15 protein-coding genes are annotated in these 16,185 nt (G+C 71.0%); 8 read left to right on the forward strand and 7 right to left on the reverse strand.

The genetic code is table 11. From position 1 onward, the window contains the following. Positions 1-5: 5 nt before the first annotated feature. Together HUK68_RS16395 and HUK68_RS16400 are read right to left on the reverse strand one after the other, a co-directional pair. Positions 6-1,847 carry an Hsp70 family protein gene (locus tag HUK68_RS16395; RefSeq protein ID WP_175505161.1) on the reverse strand — a complete coding sequence of 614 codons (1,842 nt, stop codon included), beginning with the start codon at positions 1,845-1,847 and terminating at the stop codon, positions 6-8. Then, a complete protein-coding gene (locus HUK68_RS16400) occupies positions 1,844-2,446 on the reverse strand; it encodes a DUF2760 domain-containing protein (protein WP_175505162.1) in 603 nt (200 codons plus the stop codon). Before HUK68_RS16400 ends, HUK68_RS16395 begins: the two co-directional genes overlap by 4 nt. Before the next feature lie 305 nt (positions 2,447-2,751). On the opposite strand from HUK68_RS16400, the gene HUK68_RS16405 reads away from it, so the two are divergent. Together HUK68_RS16405 and HUK68_RS16410 are read left to right on the forward strand one after the other, a co-directional pair. Then, a complete protein-coding gene (locus HUK68_RS16405; RefSeq protein ID WP_175502333.1) occupies positions 2,752-2,901 on the forward strand; it encodes a hypothetical protein in 150 nt (49 codons plus the stop codon). Between the two features lie 146 nt (positions 2,902-3,047). Continuing rightward, on the forward strand, positions 3,048-3,926 hold the full coding sequence (locus HUK68_RS16410; protein WP_208458671.1) for a hypothetical protein: 879 nt from the start codon (positions 3,048-3,050) through the stop codon (positions 3,924-3,926). A 55-nt stretch (positions 3,927-3,981) separates the two neighbouring features. Here the strand turns inward: HUK68_RS16410 and HUK68_RS16415 are convergent, their stop codons facing one another. Next, positions 3,982-4,419 (reverse strand): ATP-binding protein, encoded by a 438-nt coding sequence (locus tag HUK68_RS16415; protein ID WP_175505163.1) that lies wholly within the window; start codon positions 4,417-4,419, stop codon positions 3,982-3,984. An 85-nt stretch (positions 4,420-4,504) separates the two neighbouring features. Here HUK68_RS16415 and HUK68_RS16420 point away from each other — a divergent pair, with 85 nt between their 5' ends. Genes HUK68_RS16420 through HUK68_RS16430 form a run of 3 tightly spaced genes read left to right on the forward strand, consistent with a single transcriptional unit; the run spans position 4,505 to position 9,238 of the window. After that, on the forward strand, positions 4,505-5,248 hold the full coding sequence (locus HUK68_RS16420; protein ID WP_175505164.1) for a hypothetical protein: 744 nt from the start codon (positions 4,505-4,507) through the stop codon (positions 5,246-5,248). Beyond that, on the forward strand, positions 5,245-7,188 hold the full coding sequence (locus tag HUK68_RS16425) for a hypothetical protein (protein ID WP_175505165.1): 1,944 nt from the start codon (positions 5,245-5,247) through the stop codon (positions 7,186-7,188). The genes HUK68_RS16420 and HUK68_RS16425 overlap by 4 nt, the downstream gene beginning before the upstream one ends. After that, a complete protein-coding gene (locus HUK68_RS16430; protein WP_175505166.1) occupies positions 7,178-9,238 on the forward strand; it encodes a PP2C family protein-serine/threonine phosphatase in 2,061 nt (686 codons plus the stop codon). The genes HUK68_RS16425 and HUK68_RS16430 overlap by 11 nt, the downstream gene beginning before the upstream one ends. On the opposite strand, the gene HUK68_RS16435 is transcribed toward HUK68_RS16430, so the two are convergent. Beyond that, positions 9,217-9,966, reverse strand: a complete 750-nt coding sequence (locus tag HUK68_RS16435) for a GNAT family N-acetyltransferase (RefSeq protein WP_175505167.1) — start codon at positions 9,964-9,966, stop codon at positions 9,217-9,219. The two genes, HUK68_RS16430 and HUK68_RS16435, sit on opposite strands and share 22 nt — an antisense overlap. Before the next feature lie 80 nt (positions 9,967-10,046). Between HUK68_RS16435 and HUK68_RS16440 the strand changes: the two genes are divergently transcribed. Continuing rightward, complete coding sequence (locus tag HUK68_RS16440; RefSeq protein WP_175505168.1) at positions 10,047-12,569, forward strand: MFS transporter; 2,523 nt, start codon at positions 10,047-10,049, stop codon at positions 12,567-12,569. Beyond that, positions 12,566-13,669, forward strand: coding sequence for an ABC transporter substrate-binding protein (locus tag HUK68_RS16445; protein ID WP_175505169.1), 1,104 nt, complete (start codon positions 12,566-12,568; stop codon positions 13,667-13,669). The genes HUK68_RS16440 and HUK68_RS16445 overlap by 4 nt, the downstream gene beginning before the upstream one ends. Positions 13,670-13,718: 49 nt before the next feature. On the opposite strand, the gene HUK68_RS16450 is transcribed toward HUK68_RS16445, so the two are convergent. Genes HUK68_RS16450 through sctD form a run of 3 tightly spaced genes read right to left on the reverse strand, consistent with a single transcriptional unit; the run spans position 13,719 to position 15,703 of the window. After that, positions 13,719-13,958, reverse strand: a complete 240-nt coding sequence (locus HUK68_RS16450) for an EscF/YscF/HrpA family type III secretion system needle major subunit (RefSeq protein WP_175505170.1) — start codon at positions 13,956-13,958, stop codon at positions 13,719-13,721. Between the two features lie 45 nt (positions 13,959-14,003). Continuing rightward, positions 14,004-14,273, reverse strand: coding sequence for a hypothetical protein (locus HUK68_RS16455; protein WP_175505171.1), 270 nt, complete (start codon positions 14,271-14,273; stop codon positions 14,004-14,006). Further along, complete coding sequence (gene sctD / locus HUK68_RS16460) at positions 14,270-15,703, reverse strand: type III secretion system inner membrane ring subunit SctD (protein WP_175505172.1); 1,434 nt, start codon at positions 15,701-15,703, stop codon at positions 14,270-14,272. The genes HUK68_RS16455 and sctD overlap by 4 nt, the downstream gene beginning before the upstream one ends. Positions 15,704-15,843: 140 nt before the next feature. Between sctD and HUK68_RS16465 the strand changes: the two genes are divergently transcribed. Then, complete coding sequence (locus HUK68_RS16465) at positions 15,844-16,176, forward strand: STAS domain-containing protein (protein ID WP_175505173.1); 333 nt, start codon at positions 15,844-15,846, stop codon at positions 16,174-16,176. Positions 16,177-16,185 lie beyond the last annotated feature (9 nt).

The raw sequence follows: 16,185 nt of genomic DNA on the forward strand, positions 1-16,185 counted from the left end.
GGGCGTCAGCTGGTGGTGCGGACGTCGAATTCCACTTTCCAGCGTTCGTCGCTGCCCAGCGGAACCGCATGCAATTCCAGCGTGCCGATATCCGTCACGCTGGCGTGCAGGCGCACGGCCACGACCTCGCCGGGAGCGCGGCCCTGGGCCGGCAGGAAGATCTCGATTTCCTGCAGTTCGACCAGTTCCTCGGGGCCCCAGAATTCAAGCAGGCTGCCGACCTGGTCGCTGCGGCGCGTCGACGAGCCGAAGAAGCGCAGCCGCACGGGCTCGCCCACGACCAGGCCGAATTCCTGCGCATCGAGCGTGACTTCGGTGCCCTCCTCCATGCCGAACGGCGCCAGGCACAGCGCCGACAGCGGCGGCTCCATGCCCGGGATTGCGGGCATGTTGGACTCGACGCCGACGTAATACGACTGCGCCGCGCCGCCGCGGATGCGCACGCCGCGGCCGTGCCGCACGTAGCCGAAATAGGCCGCGCCGCGCGCCACCGCCAGATCGAGATCGGCACCGCCGAGCAGACGCGCGGGTGCTGCGCCCTCGGCCGCGAGCCAGCCATTGATCACGTTCAGCAGGCGCTCGGCGAGCAGGTCCGACTTGAGCACGCCGCCATTGAACAGCACCGCCGAGGGATGCAGGAAACCCGCGCCCGCGGGCTGCGAACCCTGCAGGCCTTCGATGGCTTCGGTCGCGCCCGCCTGGCGCGAGAGGAACGCCGCCAGGTGGCGCGTGACGGCCGCGTCCTGCGCGTAGGGCAGGCCCAGCTGGGTCAGCGCGGCGCGCGCGCGCACCACGGGCTTGTCGCTCACGGCGACCTGCGGGAAGAAGCCGTCGACCAGGATCTGCGTGAGTTCGGCGCGCGTGACCTCGGTGCGCACCGAGCCGCCGATCAGCTTGGAGCCGCGGCTGGGCACGACCACGGGCACGCTGTCCAGCGAGGCATCGCCGAGCAGCGCTTCCTTGGCCGCGCGGCAGGCATGGGCCAATGCGCGCGTCTGCCAGGCATCGAGCTGGCGGCCTTCGGCCGCGAGCTTGCGCGCCACGCCATAGGCCAGCGCCAGGTCCATGTTGTCGCCGCCCAGCAGGATGTGTTCGCCCACGGCCACGCGCTGCAGGCTCAGCTCGCCCGCGTTCTCGAGCACGGCCATCAGCGACAGGTCGGTGGTGCCGCCGCCGACGTCGACGACCAGGATCACATCGCCGGGACGCACCTGCTTGCGCCAGTCGCCGGCGCTGCCCTGGATCCAGCTGTAGAGCGCGGCCTGCGGCTCCTCGAGCAGCGTCAGCTGCTGGAAGCCCGCGGCGCGCGCGGCTTCGGCCGTGAGTTCGCGCGCGGCCGGATCGAACGACGCGGGAATGGTCACCGTGACATCCTGCGCATCGAACGGCGCCTCGGGATGCGCCTGCTCCCAGGCCCAGCGCAGGTGCGACAGGTAGCGGATCGAGGCCGTGAGCGGCGAGATGCGGTGCACTTCCTCGGGCGCATCGGCGGGCAGCAGCGGCGCGCGCCGGTCGACGCCGGGATGGCACAGCCAGCTCTTGGCGCTGCTCACGAGGCGGATCGGCGTGGCCGCGCCGCGCGTGCGCGCGAGTTCGCCGACGGCAAAGTCCTGCTGCGCGCCCCAGGGCAGCGCCAGGTCGCCAGGCGTGAGTTCGCTTTCATGCGGCAGGTAGAGAAACGAGGGCAGCAGCGGCTTGGCTTCGACGGCCGCGGGCCCGGTCAGCTGCGGGATGTCGAGCACACCGTGCACGACCTGGTCGCCGTCGCTGGCCGCATGATCGACCCACGACAGCGCGCAATGCGTGGTGCCCAGGTCGATGCCGATGCTGTAGCGCGCGCCGCTCACAGTTCGACCTCGGCCTGCGCGATCACGCTGGCCGCCTTGGCGTCGGTCAGCTGGGGCAGGCGCGTGGCGCTGACACGCCAGCCGCGGTGGCCCAGCGTGCCCGTGAACGGCGCCTGGCCGACGACATTGCCCGTGAGGCGCACGGCGCTGGCGTCGAAGCCCGCGGGCAGCGTCACGCGGCTGCCTTCGGCTTCGCTGCGCACCGGCTCCAGCGTGAAATGCTCGGCCAGCACCTTGCGGCAGCCGGCATGCACCACGCGCGTCGCCGCGCCGATGTCGGCGTCGCTGTAGCCGGTGGTGTCTTCCTGCACGAAGTCAACGAAGCGCGCTTCGCGCTGCAGCAGGCCCAGCAGCTGCAGGGCGCTGGTTTCGGCAGGTGCGGCCGGTGCCGGCGCGGGCGCTGCCGCCACCGGAGCGGGTGCGGCCACGGGAGCGGGCGCGGCCACCGGGGCCTGCGCCACCGGGGCATCGGCGGCAAAGCCTTCGCCATTGCGCAGGCGCACCACGCCGGCGGCGAAACGCGCATCGCCCAGGATCGCAAAGAAGCTGCTCATGGCAATTGCAATGCGCGACAGGAAGGAGGGAGGAGTTGGGTTCATGTTCAGGTCTGCCATCAACTGCGCGGCCGGCATGCGCGCGGGCCGCAGGAGCACGCGGCCGTCCAGGCCGCGGCGTGAAAAGGGACGGTCATGTTAACGAATCTGGGGGCGCAGCAAGGGTTGAGGTGTAACGTGGCAGAGGCTTGCATGGGTTTTTAGGGCCGGCCTTTCATCCTTCGACGCGGCTCAGGACGAACGGGAGGGCCAGGGCGTTCATCCTTCGACATTGCTCAGGACAAACCGCAGAGGCCAGCACGAGTGGATCCCGCAATGCCATAATCCCGCCGATCCAACCGTCCTCCCCCATGCCCGCGCCCTTCCCGTCTCCCGCTGAACACTGCCCGGCCCTGCCCGCGCTGCAGTGCTGCGCAGGCCATACCGGCGTGCCCACGGCCTTCATCAGCCTTTGCGGCTTCACGGCCCTGCTTTCCGCCGCCGTGCGGAAAGTCGACTGACCTTCCGCACGGCCCCACAGGGACTTCCACGCGAAGCCCCTGTGCACGGAGCAGGCCAGGACCCCCGCCCGGAACGTTCCGGCTTTTCCCTGGCTGCAGCCTGGCGCAGCGCACCACGCGCTGCGCGCCACTGTTAGCGGATCACCATGGAATTCTCAAAGGACTTTCTCAAGGCCAAAAGCCCCTGCGCGTCAGGGTTTCGCTGGTTCATACGCCACCAGCACGAAGGACAGGACTACCAGCTGCTGCTCGACAATCTGGTGCGCGACGGCCGCGTCGACGATGCGTGCTGGCTGCTGTCGCAGTTCGGCCCCACGGATGCCGAACTGCATCTCGAGCACCTCGAGGCCGAGGCGCTGGTCTTTGCCGGCAGCGTCTTCGTTGCGGGCGATGTGCGCGTGGCCGGGGTGCTGCGCGTGGGCGGCCAGTTGCAGGCCGGCGCGGGCGTGCGCGCGGCACGGCTCGAAGCCGGCGCCGACGTCCACAGCGGCGGCGCGATCTTCATCGGCGGCGCGCTGCGCGCGGGCGGCACCGTCAAGGCCGCCTGGAGCATAGAAACCCAGGGCGGCATCGACTGCGAAAAGCTGCGCAGCGGCTGGGGCGTGGAGTGCGCGGGCGATCTGACGCTGGCCGGCGAAGGCCAGATCGGCCAGGAGCTGCTGGTACGGGGCGATATCCATTGCGCCAAGAGCCTGCGCAGCGGCGCCGCGCTCACGGGCCAGGGCGACATCCACGCGCGCCATGGCATCGATGCCGGCGGCGATGTGCACTGCGGCCGGCACCTGCAGGCCGACTGGGGCATCCGCGCGCGCGGCGCGATCACGGCCGGCGGCGCGATCAAAGCCGGTGAAACCCTGCAGGCCGAAACCGAGATCTGCGCCGGACCGGGCTATGGCGTGTATGCGGGCTTGAGCGTGCAGATGGGCGCGTGGGAAGACTGCGCCACGGTGCGCGCTGCGCGCAAGCCCGAAGGCCTGGTCAGCGGTCACTGGCAGGCGCCTGACACGGCCAGGGCCGTGGCCTGAGGGTTCGGCGCAGCGCGGACGGCGGCATGCATCGCACCGCCGCCGATGCAACGTTTCAGCGAGAGGCGTTACTCAGCAACGAATAGCCCAACGTCACCTCGTTGCAATCGCCGTCGCGGCGATAGTCGAAGCGCTGGGCCAGCCTGCGCACGAAATGCACTCCCAAGCCGCCCATTTTTCTGTCCTCCAACGCCATGTCCAGATCCGGCGCCGGAATGCCGGTGGGATCGAACGCCGGGCCCTGGTCGCGCAGCACGACCAGCACCTGGTCCGGTGCCGGCAGCTCCACCTGCACCGATACCGGCCCGCCCTGGTTGGCATAGGCATGCACGGCGACGTTGGTCAGCAGCTCATCGAGCATCAGGCCCAGCTTGGCGGTGCCGCCCATGGGCAGTTGGCAAACCTCGGCCCAGTTCTCCAGCTGCGCGAAAAAAGCCGGCAATTCCTGGACCGTGCCGTGCAGATCGCAACGCAGGGAAACTGGATTCTTCATGGGCAAGGGTTGAATCAGGAACGGCTTGATACGAAGCGCGCAGTGCCCGCATGGCAGCGTTGCGCGATGGTCGGGACATTGTGACATGAGCACCCGCAATCACGACACCCCTGAAAGCTCCCTGGTCCGGCCGCTGCTTGAAGCCGGAGGCCTGTGGCTGCTGATCGTGCTCAGCGGCGTGCTGCTGATTGCAGGATTGCTGGACCACTGGCGCCAGCAGGAGCTGCAAGCCCTCGAGCGCGCGCAGTTCGAGCTCACGCTGCTGGAAGTGCAGGGCGAACTCGAAGCCGATCTGTCGCTGGGGCGCGAACTGGAGTACAACCCGCGCATCCAGGGCCTGCTGCTGTCGCGCCTGCACAACGATGCGCAGCTCTACAGCCTTGAAGTGCTGGACCCGGACGGCCGCGCGCTTTTCAGCACGGACCGCGGCACCATCGGCGAACTGCTGCCGCCCGAAGCGCTGGCCGCGGCGCGGCAGGGCGCGGCACTGCGCCGGCCCTGGAACGCATCCATAGGCGCGACGCCGGCAATGGGCATCGACATCCGTACCCCGTTTGGCGAAACCGCGGGCCATGCGAGCGCCACCTATGCCTCGCGCGCGGCCGGCCCGCTTTCCAGCCGGATCCAGACCCGGCCGCTGCTGTTCGCGCTGCTGGCCACGGCCCTGGGCGGCATGGCTGCCATCTGGCTTGCCACGCTTGCGCAGCGCCGGCTGCAGCGCACGCAGCGCAGCGGGCGGATGGCGCAGATCGAGGCCCGGCTCGCGGCCACCGGTCAGCGGCTCGACGAGGGATCCGAACGGCTTGACGCCGTGGAGCGCATCGAATGAAACACAGACCTCCGCGCCAGGCAGCCCGCGACTGGACCGCCGTGTGGCTGGGCGCCGCGGCCGCCGTGCTGTTGGCGCTGGCCGCGGCTTTCCTGTCGCAGGCCCACGCCCGCGAGATGCAGGCGCTGCGCGCGCAGGCAGCGCAGGCGCGCGCGCAGCTGATCGCGCAAGCCATCGGCCAGCGCCTGGCCAATGCCACCGCTGCCGGCATCCCCCTGGAGCAGCTGGTCGGGGTGCCCGAGTTCCTCGACCGCTGGCACGCCAGCCATCCCGAAATCGCGCATATCGCGGTCCATGGCCTCGATGGCCGGCAGCTGTGGACCGGCCATGGCCCGCCCCTGCCCGCCACACCCGAAGTCAGCGCCGGCAGCGCCGCGGTCATCGCCGCCGATGTGGCGCAGGCGCGCGTGCGCCTGCAGGTGCACAGCGGCAGCCGGCAAGGATCGGCCCAGCGCCTGGGCCAGCTGGCACCGGCGGTGCTGCTGGTGAGTGCGCTGGCTTATGTCGGTGCATTGTTTGCCTGCGCCCAGGGGCCCTGGCTGCGCAACCACGGACTGCGCACGATGGCGCGCTGGGCGCTGCGCGGCGACTACCGCCGGCTGCTGGTGCTGCCGCAGCGCCAGCCCTTCGATCTGCGCGTGCAAGACGTCGCGCAGTCGATGCGCAACATCCACGAGCGAGCCATGCGCCTGCGCCTGCTGATCGGCTCGCTGCGGCGCACCGAGCCCCAGCAGCTGCGGCGCGACTATCTCGACCAGGTGCTGCAGCAGACCGAGGGCCGGGACCGTTTTGCCGACCCCGAACCGGACATCGTGCGGCTGGTGGCAGTGCAGTCGCAGTCGCTGTGGATGGCGCTGCTGCTGTGCCTGGGCGCGGTCGGGCCGCTGGCCTATGCGCTGCGCGCGTATTCCTCCGGCGGGTTGCTGCAGGCCGCGTTGCCGGGCGCCTGCCTGGGCGCCCTGGTGCTGGCTGCGGGCGCGGGCTGGCAGCTGGCTGCGCGACTGCGGTTTGCCACGCTGAGCGTGCTGTTGATGAGCCTGGTGGCGCTGGCCCTGCCCCCCATGGCCATGCTGCTGGCAACCGGCCTGCATCCGGCCTGGATCGCGGCCTGGAACGGCCTGTTTGCGGGTGCCGCGCTGGCCGCCTGCACCCGTGCCCAGACCCACCCTGACACCCATCCGGGCTTCGTGCATGCCGCGCCCGGCATTTCCGGTGCCGCGCTGCTGGCCTGGTGGGCCGGCCTGCTTTGGCTGGCCCCGGCGCTGGGCTACTACGCGCATGCCGCGTTGCGCCCCCCCTGGGCAATGCTGGCGCTGCTGCTGCCCCTGGGGTGCGGAGTGCTTCTCGCCACGCGATGGGACGTGGCGCACAGCCCCTGGCGCGTACGCATGGCGGCCCCCATCGCGGCTGTTGCGGGGGCAACGTCCGCATGGCGTTGCACCGCGCTGGGCATGGCGGCCGGGCTGGCGTCCGGCGGCCTGCTGCTGGACCTGTCCACGTCCGGCAGCCTGCGCTCGGTGGCGCTGCAGGAGCAATGCGCACTGGGCATGGGGCTGGCCTGGGCCTGGGCTTTTCGCGGGCCGGCCGGGACTGCCGCGCCCCTGTCAATGGCATCGCGCTGGAGCGTCGGCGCGCTGGCCGCAGCCGCCATGCTGGTGGCGGCGCAATGGCCCGCGCTGGCCGGCATGGCATGGCTTGCGCCGCTGCTGCTGGGACTGGTGCTGGGGTTGCTGCTGGGAGAAGGCCTGGTCCACGCAGCGCAGCTGCCCCAGCCTGCGGCCAGTCAGCAACTGCTGCTGGGCAGCGCGTTCGGCGCGGCACTGAGCGCGGCCGCCGCCTGGCTTGGCCTGCATGGCATGGCGCCGGTATTGGCGCTGTTGCCAGCCCTGCTGGCCGCGCCGCTGCCCGCAGTGCGCAGGAAAGGCACCCATGTCGCTTAGAGCGCGAATTTTCTGCGCCATGGTGCTGGCCACGCTGTGCCTGGGCCTGCTGGGCGCGGCCCTGGTCTGGCAGTCGCTGGCGCATGCCCGGCAGCAGCAGGCCGACCGGTTGCTGCAGGCCCAGGCCGCCACCTGGCAGCGGCTGCAGGCGCAGCAGATGCAGCAGTTGCAAAGCCTGGCGGCGCAGCTGGCCGCAGGCCCGGCGACCCGGGAAGCGCTGGCGCAGCGCATGCAGGCCATGGCGCGGGCGCATGCCGGCCTGCGCATCGACCTGTTCGACGAGCACGCCGAAATGCTGGCGACCACCGTGGCCGGCGCCTTTCCCGAACCCTTTCTCGACCCGCTGGCGCTGGCGCACGGGCGCCATGATGCAGCGTCCATCCAGGGCCTGCAGCAGCTGCCGCAACGCCGCTACGGCTGGCTCCAGCCGCTGCGCGCCGGGCCGTATCTGCTGCTGCTGGGCCAGGACGCGGCGCAGCTGCTGCCGCTGCTGGCCGAGCGACTGCCGGGACAGTTCCACCTGCTCAACCTGCGCGGCACGCGCGTGGCGGCAAGCACCGACGAGGCACGCCTGTTCGCCCGGCCCGTGGTGCCGGCGCGTACGCCCCAGGTGATGACGCTGGACGCGGGCGATCCGCGCCTGGCCGGCGGACCGGCGCTGCAGCTCGTCAGCCAGCCGCTCATCGGCGCGCAGGGCCGCGTGATCGGCAGCCTGGCCTGGAGCCGCCCCGTCGCGCAGGAATTGCAGCAGGACCGGCAGTTCATGCAATACGCGGCGGCGCAGATAGTGGCGCTGGTGGCGCTTCTCACTGCGGGCCTGTTTGTCTTCCTGCGCCACGCGCTCGACCCGCTGGCGCGCAACATCGCGGTGCTGGAGCGGCTGGCCGCAGGCCACACCGAAGCCGCGCTGGTCGCGGGCGAAGTGGATGCGGAAGACGAGTCCGGCAGCGTGGCACGCGGGGTGACGCAGATCCGTTCCGAACTGCTGAGCCTGGAGACGCTGCGCCAGGAGCGCGTGCGCACCCGGCGCCAGCAGGAGCGGCTGATCCGCGACCAGCTGCGCAGCCTGGCCGAAAACCTCGATCCGGGATCGCGGGAGGACATCCTGCAGGCGCTGGGAGCTCCGGGCGTGACGACGCCCGGCACTCCCTCCCTCCCCGCCGAGGCCCCCAACGTGCTGGCCGACCTGGCCAGCATCCTGGGCCGGATGTCGGGCCTGGTCAGCACCCAGCAGAGCCGGCTGCTGAAGCTGCTGCGCGAGGTACAGGCCTCGGTGCAGACCCAGGCCATGCTGGCCAGCCTGCAGCAGGAACTCGAGATCGCGCGCGAGATGCAGCTGTCCATCCTTCCGCGCCAGACGCCCGACCGGCGCGAAGTCGAGGTGGCCGCAACCATGATTGCGGCCAAGGAGATCGGTGGCGACTTCTACGACTATTTCGCCATCGATGACGACCACCTTGCCGTCGTGATTGCGGACGTGTCGGGCAAGGGCGTGCCGGCGGCATTCTTCATGGCGATTTCGCGCACGCTGCTCAAGAGCAACGGCCTGTTCCTGCGCACCCCGGGCGCCACCATTGCCGCGCTCAACGACCAGCTGTGCAACGAGAACGACCAGATGATGTTCGTCACGGTGTTCTATGCGGTGCTGCAGCTGTCCACCGGACGGTTGACCTATGTGAACGCGGGCCACAACCCGCCGCTGCTGCTGCGCCAGGGCGGCGCCGAATTCTTTCCCAAGGGCCGCAACATGGGCCTGGCGGTGCTCGACGGCCAGCAATACCACGAGGGCACGCTGCAACTGGACGCCGGCGACGGCCTGCTGCTGTTCACCGACGGCGTCACCGAAGCCAACGATGCGCAGGGTGCGCTGTACGGCGATCTGCGGCTGCTGCAGGCGGTGCAGTCGTTCGAGGCCCGGCCCGACCGGCGCGGCCACGCGCGGCAGCTGGCGGAACATGTCGTCGCGCAGGTACGCCGGTTCGAAGCCGGCGCGGCCCAGGCCGACGACATCACCGTCGTGGCGCTGACCTACCGGGGCACCGCGGCATGACCCGGCGCCGCGGCATCGGGCAGCCGCCGGGCGTAGCGCAGCATGCGCCGCGGGCCGTCGACGGCATCCGCGATGCCGCAATAACCGTCTGCCACCGCGGCGCGCAGCTGCGCGAAATCGCCGGCGGCAATCAGCCGGCTTCCGCCCAGGTCCCAGCGCGCGTGCCCCAGCAGATCGATCTGCAGCACATGGCGCTGCAAGCCATCGATCTCCCCGGTCCACGCAATCCACATGCCATGCGCCAGCAGGTTGTGGCAGCTCGCCGCGTTGTGCAGCGACACCATGGCCAGGCACAGCGGCCGGCCATAGGCCTGCGCCAGCGCGCAGCGCAGCTTCAGCAGCAGCGCCTGCAGCTGGCGGCCGCGCCAGCCGGCGCGCACCATGCAGCTGGCGAGGTGCGCGACCCGGGCCTGCGCATCCGGCGCCAGACCGGCCACGGCGCCCAGGTGGCCCGCCTCGCCTGGCTCGGGTGCTCCCAGCATCGCGTAGGCGACCAGTTCGGCACCGAGGAACACGCCGATGGCATGGCCACGCGGCAGCGAATGCTGGGCAAAAAAAGCGGCTTCATCGGCTTCGCGCACATACATGTCGGGATGCGCGAGCCCGGCCAGCACCTCGTCGCGCAGTCGCACCCAGGCCGGGAAATCCGCGGGTGTCAAAACACGCAATGCCGCGCCAGGCAACTGCGGCAGGCTGTGGGGAGGAGCAAAGACGGGAGGTGTTCTCAAAGCCAAGCTGCGTCTCCGGCAAAAGGCATGCGGCGCAGCTCTGCGTGCGCTTGTCCCGACTATAAGGCAGGACGCGCCCGATGAAGACCACGGCACGCACCGTCGGCCGCGAGGCCCTGCTGTTTTCCACGCTCTGCGCCGTGCTGCTGTTCGGCCTGTCGCTGGTGCTCATCACCTGGCGCGTGCAGCAGCTGTTGACCGACCTGTCCCAGCAACGCCTGCTGCGCCTGAGCCAGGAACTCAGTCTCGAAGCCGAGCGCGGCATGCGCTTTGGCGTGGCGTTGCCCGAGCAGACCGAATGGCTTGCGCGCCTGCGGCAGCTGGGCTCGCAGGAGCCGCAATTGCTGGCGCTGCAGCTGCATGGCAGCGACGGCACGCTGATTGCCCAGGCCGGCGACCCGCAGTACGCCGGCGCGATGGCCGCGCACTGGCAGCGCCAGCTGGCCGCGGCACCGCCCTCGCTGGCGCGCAGCGCGCATGCCAGGCTGCATCTTGGCCGGACGCTGGCCGATGCCACCGGGCAAGCCAGCGCCCAGCTCTGGCTCGTGCTCGACCTGCACGCGACCCAAGCCCAGGCCCGGGCCGCGGCGCTGCGGATCCTGCATCAGGTGGCCCCGCTGCTGCTGCTCACGCTGGTCCTGGTCTGGGCGGCACTCTGGCGCCTGGGCCTGCAATGGCTGGGGGCCGCGCCCACGCGCGCCACGCGCTGGCTGGTGCTGGCGGCCGCGCTGGTCTGCGCCGCAACACCGCTGGCGATGGTCTGGAGCGCGCGCGAAACCGCGCGCCCGCTGGTGGCGCAGCAGATCGCCGGGAATGCCGATGCCATGGCCCGCGCCCTCGGCCGGCAGCTGGCGCGCGCGCTGGACTACGGCATTGCGCTGGCGCAATTGCAGGGCGTGCGCGAGATGTTCGCGGATGCGCTGCAGCGCGCGCCCGAACTGTCCTCGCTGGGCTTGCGCGGCGGCAGCGGCGGCGACCTGCACGCGGCCTTCCAGCCCGGCGCGGGCGATGGCGCGGCCGCGCGGGACCTGCAGCAGTCCGCCGCCTTGCCGCAGGGCGCGCGCGTGGTGGTGGGCTATGGGCGTGACTATGTGGACCGCCAGCTCGCCGGCATGTTTCTCGACCTGGCGCTGGCGCTGGTGGTGGCGGCGGTGCTGCTGCTCGAATGCGCACGCGGGCGCTGGCAGCGCTCGGCGCTCGCAGCGCTGGCAACGCAGCGGCTTGCACAGCGCGCGGCGGCCCTGCGCGCGGCCTTCACGCGCCGCCCGTGGGCGCCCGGCCGTGCGGCCACGCCCTTGCCCACGCCGGACGATGGCGCTGCCACGGCGCAGATGACCCGGCTGCGCCTGATCATTTTCCTGGTGGCCCTGTCCGAGGAACTGCTGCGCCCGTTCTTCACGGTGGTTGCGATGGACATGCCGCCGCCGGCCCTGGCGCTGAGCCCCACCATGCTGGCCGGATTGCCCGTGGTCGCGTTCATGGTCACGCTGGCCCTGGCGCAGCCCGCGGGCCCGGCGCTGGCGCGGCGCGTCGATCTGCGCTGGGCGCTGATCGGTGCCGCGCTCGCGGGCAGCCTGGCGCTGGCGGCCACCGCCCTGGCGGCCACCGCAATGGCGGCCACCGCAATGGCGGCCACCAGTTCGGCCGGCTCGACATGGGCGCTGGCGGGCCTGCGCGCGTTCGCCGGCCTGGCTTATGGCCTGGCCCTGATCCTCGCGCAGACGGCGTTGGTGCGCATCACGCCGCCAGCGCGGCGCGCGCGCGGCATGACGCAGATCGCGGGCGCCATCGTTGCCGCAGGCATCGTCGGCCCGCCATTTGGCGGCATGCTGGCGGCCCAGGCCGGTCCGGCCGCGGGTTTCGCCGCCTGCGCGCTGTGCATGCTGCTGGCGGCACTGGCCAGCCGGAGCCTGCAACTCGGCCCGCGCCCACCCGCGGCCGGCAACGGCTCCACCACGGGCGGCTGGCGCGGCTATGCCGCCGTGGTGCGCAACCCGCGCGCGCTGGCCGTCATCCTGGGTGCGGCGTTGCCGGCGCGCCTGGTGGCGGTGACGCTGCTGGCGGTGGTCGTGCCATTGCAGATGAGCGCGCTGCAGCAGCCCGCAGCCGTGACCGGTCGCGCACTGCTGCTGTACTTCCTGGTGTTTGCAGTCAGCGTCTCCGCGTTTGCGCAATGGTCGGATGCCAGCGGCCGGCGCACTCCGTTCCTGCTCGCCGGCGGGCTGTGCAGCGCGCTGGCTTGCTGGGCCCTGCCCGGCCTGGGCGGCGTGGCCGGCATGGCCGCCGGCTGCGCGCTGCTGGGACTGGGCCAGGCCATGCAGTCCTCGCCGCAGCTGGCCCTGGTCACCGAACTTTTCGAGCCCCACCCCTGCCGCCCGCAAGTCGCCACGCCCGAGCAGGCGCTGGCGGCGTTTCGCCTGCTGGAGCGGCTGGGCAGCATTGCCGCGCCGTTTGCCACCGCCTGGGCGGTTGCGGCGCTGGGCTACGCCGGCGCCATGTGGGCCATCGGCCTGCTTCTTGCCGCGGCCACGCTGGCCATGCTGCCCGCGCTGCGCCGCACCGCTTCCGCTCCTTCCAACTTTCCACTGCTGCAAACACCATGACCTCCCACGCACTGCTTCTTCGCCTGCTGCGACCCGGCCTTTGCCTGTGCCTGGCGCTGGCCGGGGGCGCCTTAGCCGGGGGCGCCTCAGCCGAGGGCGCCTCCTCAGCCAGCCGCGCCCCCGCGCAGAGCGCCGCCGCGCCTGCGCCGGCCCCGTCCTTCACCATCGCGATGGTGCTGCCGCGTGCGGCGCAAAGCATCGAAGCCGGTTTCCGCAGCTATCTGGAGCGCGAGAACGTCGCGGCACGCTATCTCGAGGTGCGCTATTCCGGCAACCCGACGGAGGCCGAGGCGCTGCGCCAGCAGGTCGCGGCGCTGCGCCCGGATCTGGTGTACGTGTGGGGCACGCCCACGGCGCTGGCGCTGGCCGGCCGGCACGACCAAAGCAACGCGGCGAATCCGCTGCGCAACACGCCCATCGTTTTCACCGAGGTCACCGACCCAGTCAACGCCGGGCTGATCAGGAACCTGCAGCAGCCCGAACGCAACATCACCGGCGTGGGCCATGTCGCGCCGCTGGACATCCAGTTCAATGCCGTCCAGGCCTACCGGCCGTTTCAAAGGATCGGCTATCTGCACAACCCGGCGGAGCCCAATTCGCAGACCACGCTGCGCAATCTGCAGGCGCTCGCGCAACGCCAGGGAATGCAGGTGATCGAAGCGCGCCTCGGCCTGAATGCCGACCAGGCGCCCGATGCGGCGCAGATTGCCCCGCTGGTGGCCGATATCGCGGCACGCGGCGCCGATCTGCTCTACATCGGTCCCGTGACCTTTCTTGCCTTCACCCACCGCGACGCCGTGACCCAGGCCGCGCTGCGCCAGCGCCTGCCGACGTTCTGCGCGACGGAGAGCATCGTGCGACGCTCGGACTGCCTGTTCGGCCTGTTTTCCAACGAGACCAATGTCGGCCGTTTCGCCGGGTCGATGGCGCGCCAGATCCTGGTCGAGAAGAAGCCGGTCAGCGCCATTGCCGCCTCGACGCTGCAGCGCTTCTCGCTGCTGGTCAACCTGCCCACCGCGCAGGCGCTGGAGCTGTATCCGCCGATGCTGTTGCTGAACGTGGCCGAAGTGATTCCCGCAGTGCCGGCGGCGCTGCGCTGAGCCGGCCCAAAGCTGCCCCCGAGCCGCGAGGCGGCTCGAGCGCCGGGCGTCAAGCGGCCTTCTGGATGATGCCCTTCAAGGTGTCCGAAACCTCCTTGACGATGGTGCTCTGGATCTGCGTGAACATGCTCCATTGCTGGATCTGCTGCTGCATGCTCAGCATGTCGGTGGTGCTGGGAGAGTCGCCGAGATTGGCGATGAGTTCCTTCAGCGACGCTTCGCGGCGCGTGGTGACCTGCGCGATGGAGGAGTTGATGGAATCGAAGGTGAGGCCGGCGGCATTTGCCATGGTGGAGGTCCTTTCAAAGACAACGGAAAGACGCGTTACGCGGGATCAGGCGAGGCGCACGTTGGCGCCCATGGAAGGTTTTTCGGCAAGCACATCCTGCGCGGCCGTGCAGGCATCGAGCAGGGCGGTGAGTTCGCGGTAGCGGCCGGGCAGCACGCCGGCCGCGATGGCCGCGCGCGTGCGCTGCTCTAGCTCGGCAAGCCGCGCCTGGGCCTGGGCGCGCACCTGCGGCGCGGCGTCGCCACGCAGGCCTTGCTCCAGCGGACTCAGGGCTTCGGGTTGCTGCACCGCGGGGTCGGGCAATAGCAGTTTCATCGGTTGATCTCCAGACGCTTAGGGCCGTCCAACACCAGGTGATCGGGCGCAATCGCCACCAGCCGCCAGCCCGCATGCTGACCGCCGGGCTGCAGCTTGGCGCCATCGGCCAGCACGACATAGGGCGCAGCGCCGCTGACCACACTGCGGATGCGCAGCGGCAGCCCGGCGTCGCCAATGCGCAGCCGCTCGGTGGCCGCTTCGGCCTCGGCCTTGAGCACGCGGCTTTGCAGCAGAAACGGGATATCGGTCAGCGGCGTCGACGACCCCGCCAGCAGGCGCTCGAGCGGCCCGCGCTGTGCGCCCCGGACATCCACGCCCAGCACCAGCTGCTCGCCGTCCCAGTCGGCCCTGGTGACCGTGAAACCCTGGGCCTGCAGCCAGTTGCGCACCGCCGGCCCCTGCTCGGCGGCGACGCGCAGGTTGTCGGCGATCTCTATGCCTTCGGGCGCGCGCGCGCGCAGCTGCGTGAGCAGCGATTGCCGCTCTTCGGGCGAGGCCACCACGCCCCGGACCTGCACCTTGCCCGCCCCCTGCAGCGCAAACTGCAGTTTCGCGCCCTGCGCCGATCCCGCATCGGCCAGCGAATCCAGTACTTCGCCGGCCGTGCGCACCGCCAGGCGCGGCAACGGACGCAGGCCCGACAGGCCCTGCGCCAAACGGTCGAACTGCTCCACATTGTCGACCCAGCCGCTGACCATGACCCCGCCTTCGGGCCGGGGCTCGACGCGCAGGCGCAATGCCGGGTCGACCAGCGCGATGGCCAGGCTGGCCGCCTTCACGGCCTGCTCCTGCGCCTGCGGCGACAGCGCCACGGGGGCTGGAGCCATGTCCCCGGGATCGCTTTGCGCCGAGGCCGGGGCCAGGCTCCATGCAACCCATGCCACGCCCAGCACCAGCACTGCCAGCACGGCCGCCGTGCTCCGGCCCATGCGCCGCAATCCATAGTCCACGCCCGAGATGCGCGTTTCGCCCTGCGCCGGCGCCAGCGCCGCTGGCGCAGGAGCCGCTTCGGGCAACATCGGCTCCAGCAGATCTTCGCCGCGCTCCACCGGCGCTTGCTGGGCCGTGTCCGCCGCAGCGCCCTCCTGCGGCGGCGCCAGTGCCGCCTGCCATGGCGCATGCGCGGCGCAGAGCGTGATGCTGATGCCGCCCAGCAGCGCCACCGTGCCCAGCGGCCGGCCGAGCGGCGCGGCCGCGCCGTCTGCAGCCTGCATCGACCAGCGCTGCGCCTCCCATTCGATCAGCACGGCATCGCCCGGCGCCAGGCCGCAGTCGCGCAGCAGCACATCGCAGTCGCCGTCGCTGCCCACAGACAGCTGCTGCGCAGGTGCGACGGCCAGGGTCGCGCCCAGGTGGCAGCCCGAAAGAATCCGCAATTGCACCACTGCGGGGGCGGCTGTGGCTGCGTTGTCAGGCACGTCGGTCATGCGCGTTCCCCAGGCCGTGTCGCGCGCATCGAACGCCGCGCACGCAGAATGCGGAACCTGCCGGCGCCGGAATGCGACTCACACCATGGAACAGCGTTTCCTGTCCCGTCATTTCCACCATTTTGCAAAGGGTCCGGTACATGAATCTCGATCAAGAACGCCGCGGCGACATCCTCATCGTTCGTCCGCGCGGACGCCTCGACAGCAGCAGCTCGCCCGAACTCGAAAGCCTGCTGACCGAGCAGCTCAATGCCGGCTGCAAGCGCCTGGTGCTGGACTTTTCCCAGCTTGAATACATCAGTTCCGCCGGACTGCGCGTGGTGCTGCTGGCCGGCAAGGTGCTGCGTGCCAGCCAGGGTCGCCTGGCACTGGCTGGGCTGCAGGACATGGTGCGCGAAGTCTTCGACATGAGCGGCTTCCTGTCGCTGTTTGCCGTGACCGGCACCCTGGACGAAGCCATCGCCCGGGTCTGAACCCGCGGG

This window comes from Comamonas antarctica (assembly GCF_013363755.1).
Classification (GTDB): domain Bacteria; phylum Pseudomonadota; class Gammaproteobacteria; order Burkholderiales; family Burkholderiaceae_C; genus Comamonas; species Comamonas antarctica.

Bases quoted from the DNA above. Each gene is read 5' to 3' on its own strand.
- HUK68_RS16445 (WP_175505169.1), top strand. From the start codon at position 12,566: ATGACCTCCCACGCACTGCTTCTTCGCCTGCTGCGACCCGGCCTTTGC.
- HUK68_RS16425 (WP_175505165.1), top strand. From the start codon at position 5,245: ATGAAACACAGACCTCCGCGCCAGGCAGCCCGCGACTGGACCGCCGTG.
- HUK68_RS16400 (WP_175505162.1), bottom strand. From the start codon at position 2,446: ATGAACCCAACTCCTCCCTCCTTCCTGTCGCGCATTGCAATTGCCATG.
- HUK68_RS16410 (WP_208458671.1), top strand. From the start codon at position 3,048: ATGGAATTCTCAAAGGACTTTCTCAAGGCCAAAAGCCCCTGCGCGTCA.
- HUK68_RS16430 (WP_175505166.1), top strand. From the start codon at position 7,178: ATGTCGCTTAGAGCGCGAATTTTCTGCGCCATGGTGCTGGCCACGCTG.
- HUK68_RS16450 (WP_175505170.1), bottom strand. From the start codon at position 13,958: ATGGCAAATGCCGCCGGCCTCACCTTCGATTCCATCAACTCCTCCATC.
- HUK68_RS16465 (WP_175505173.1), top strand. From the start codon at position 15,844: ATGAATCTCGATCAAGAACGCCGCGGCGACATCCTCATCGTTCGTCCG.
- HUK68_RS16415 (WP_175505163.1), bottom strand. From the start codon at position 4,419: ATGAAGAATCCAGTTTCCCTGCGTTGCGATCTGCACGGCACGGTCCAG.
- HUK68_RS16405 (WP_175502333.1), top strand. From the start codon at position 2,752: ATGCCCGCGCCCTTCCCGTCTCCCGCTGAACACTGCCCGGCCCTGCCC.
- HUK68_RS16420 (WP_175505164.1), top strand. From the start codon at position 4,505: ATGAGCACCCGCAATCACGACACCCCTGAAAGCTCCCTGGTCCGGCCG.
- HUK68_RS16440 (WP_175505168.1), top strand. From the start codon at position 10,047: ATGAAGACCACGGCACGCACCGTCGGCCGCGAGGCCCTGCTGTTTTCC.
- sctD (WP_175505172.1), bottom strand. From the start codon at position 15,703: ATGACCGACGTGCCTGACAACGCAGCCACAGCCGCCCCCGCAGTGGTG.
- HUK68_RS16455 (WP_175505171.1), bottom strand. From the start codon at position 14,273: ATGAAACTGCTATTGCCCGACCCCGCGGTGCAGCAACCCGAAGCCCTG.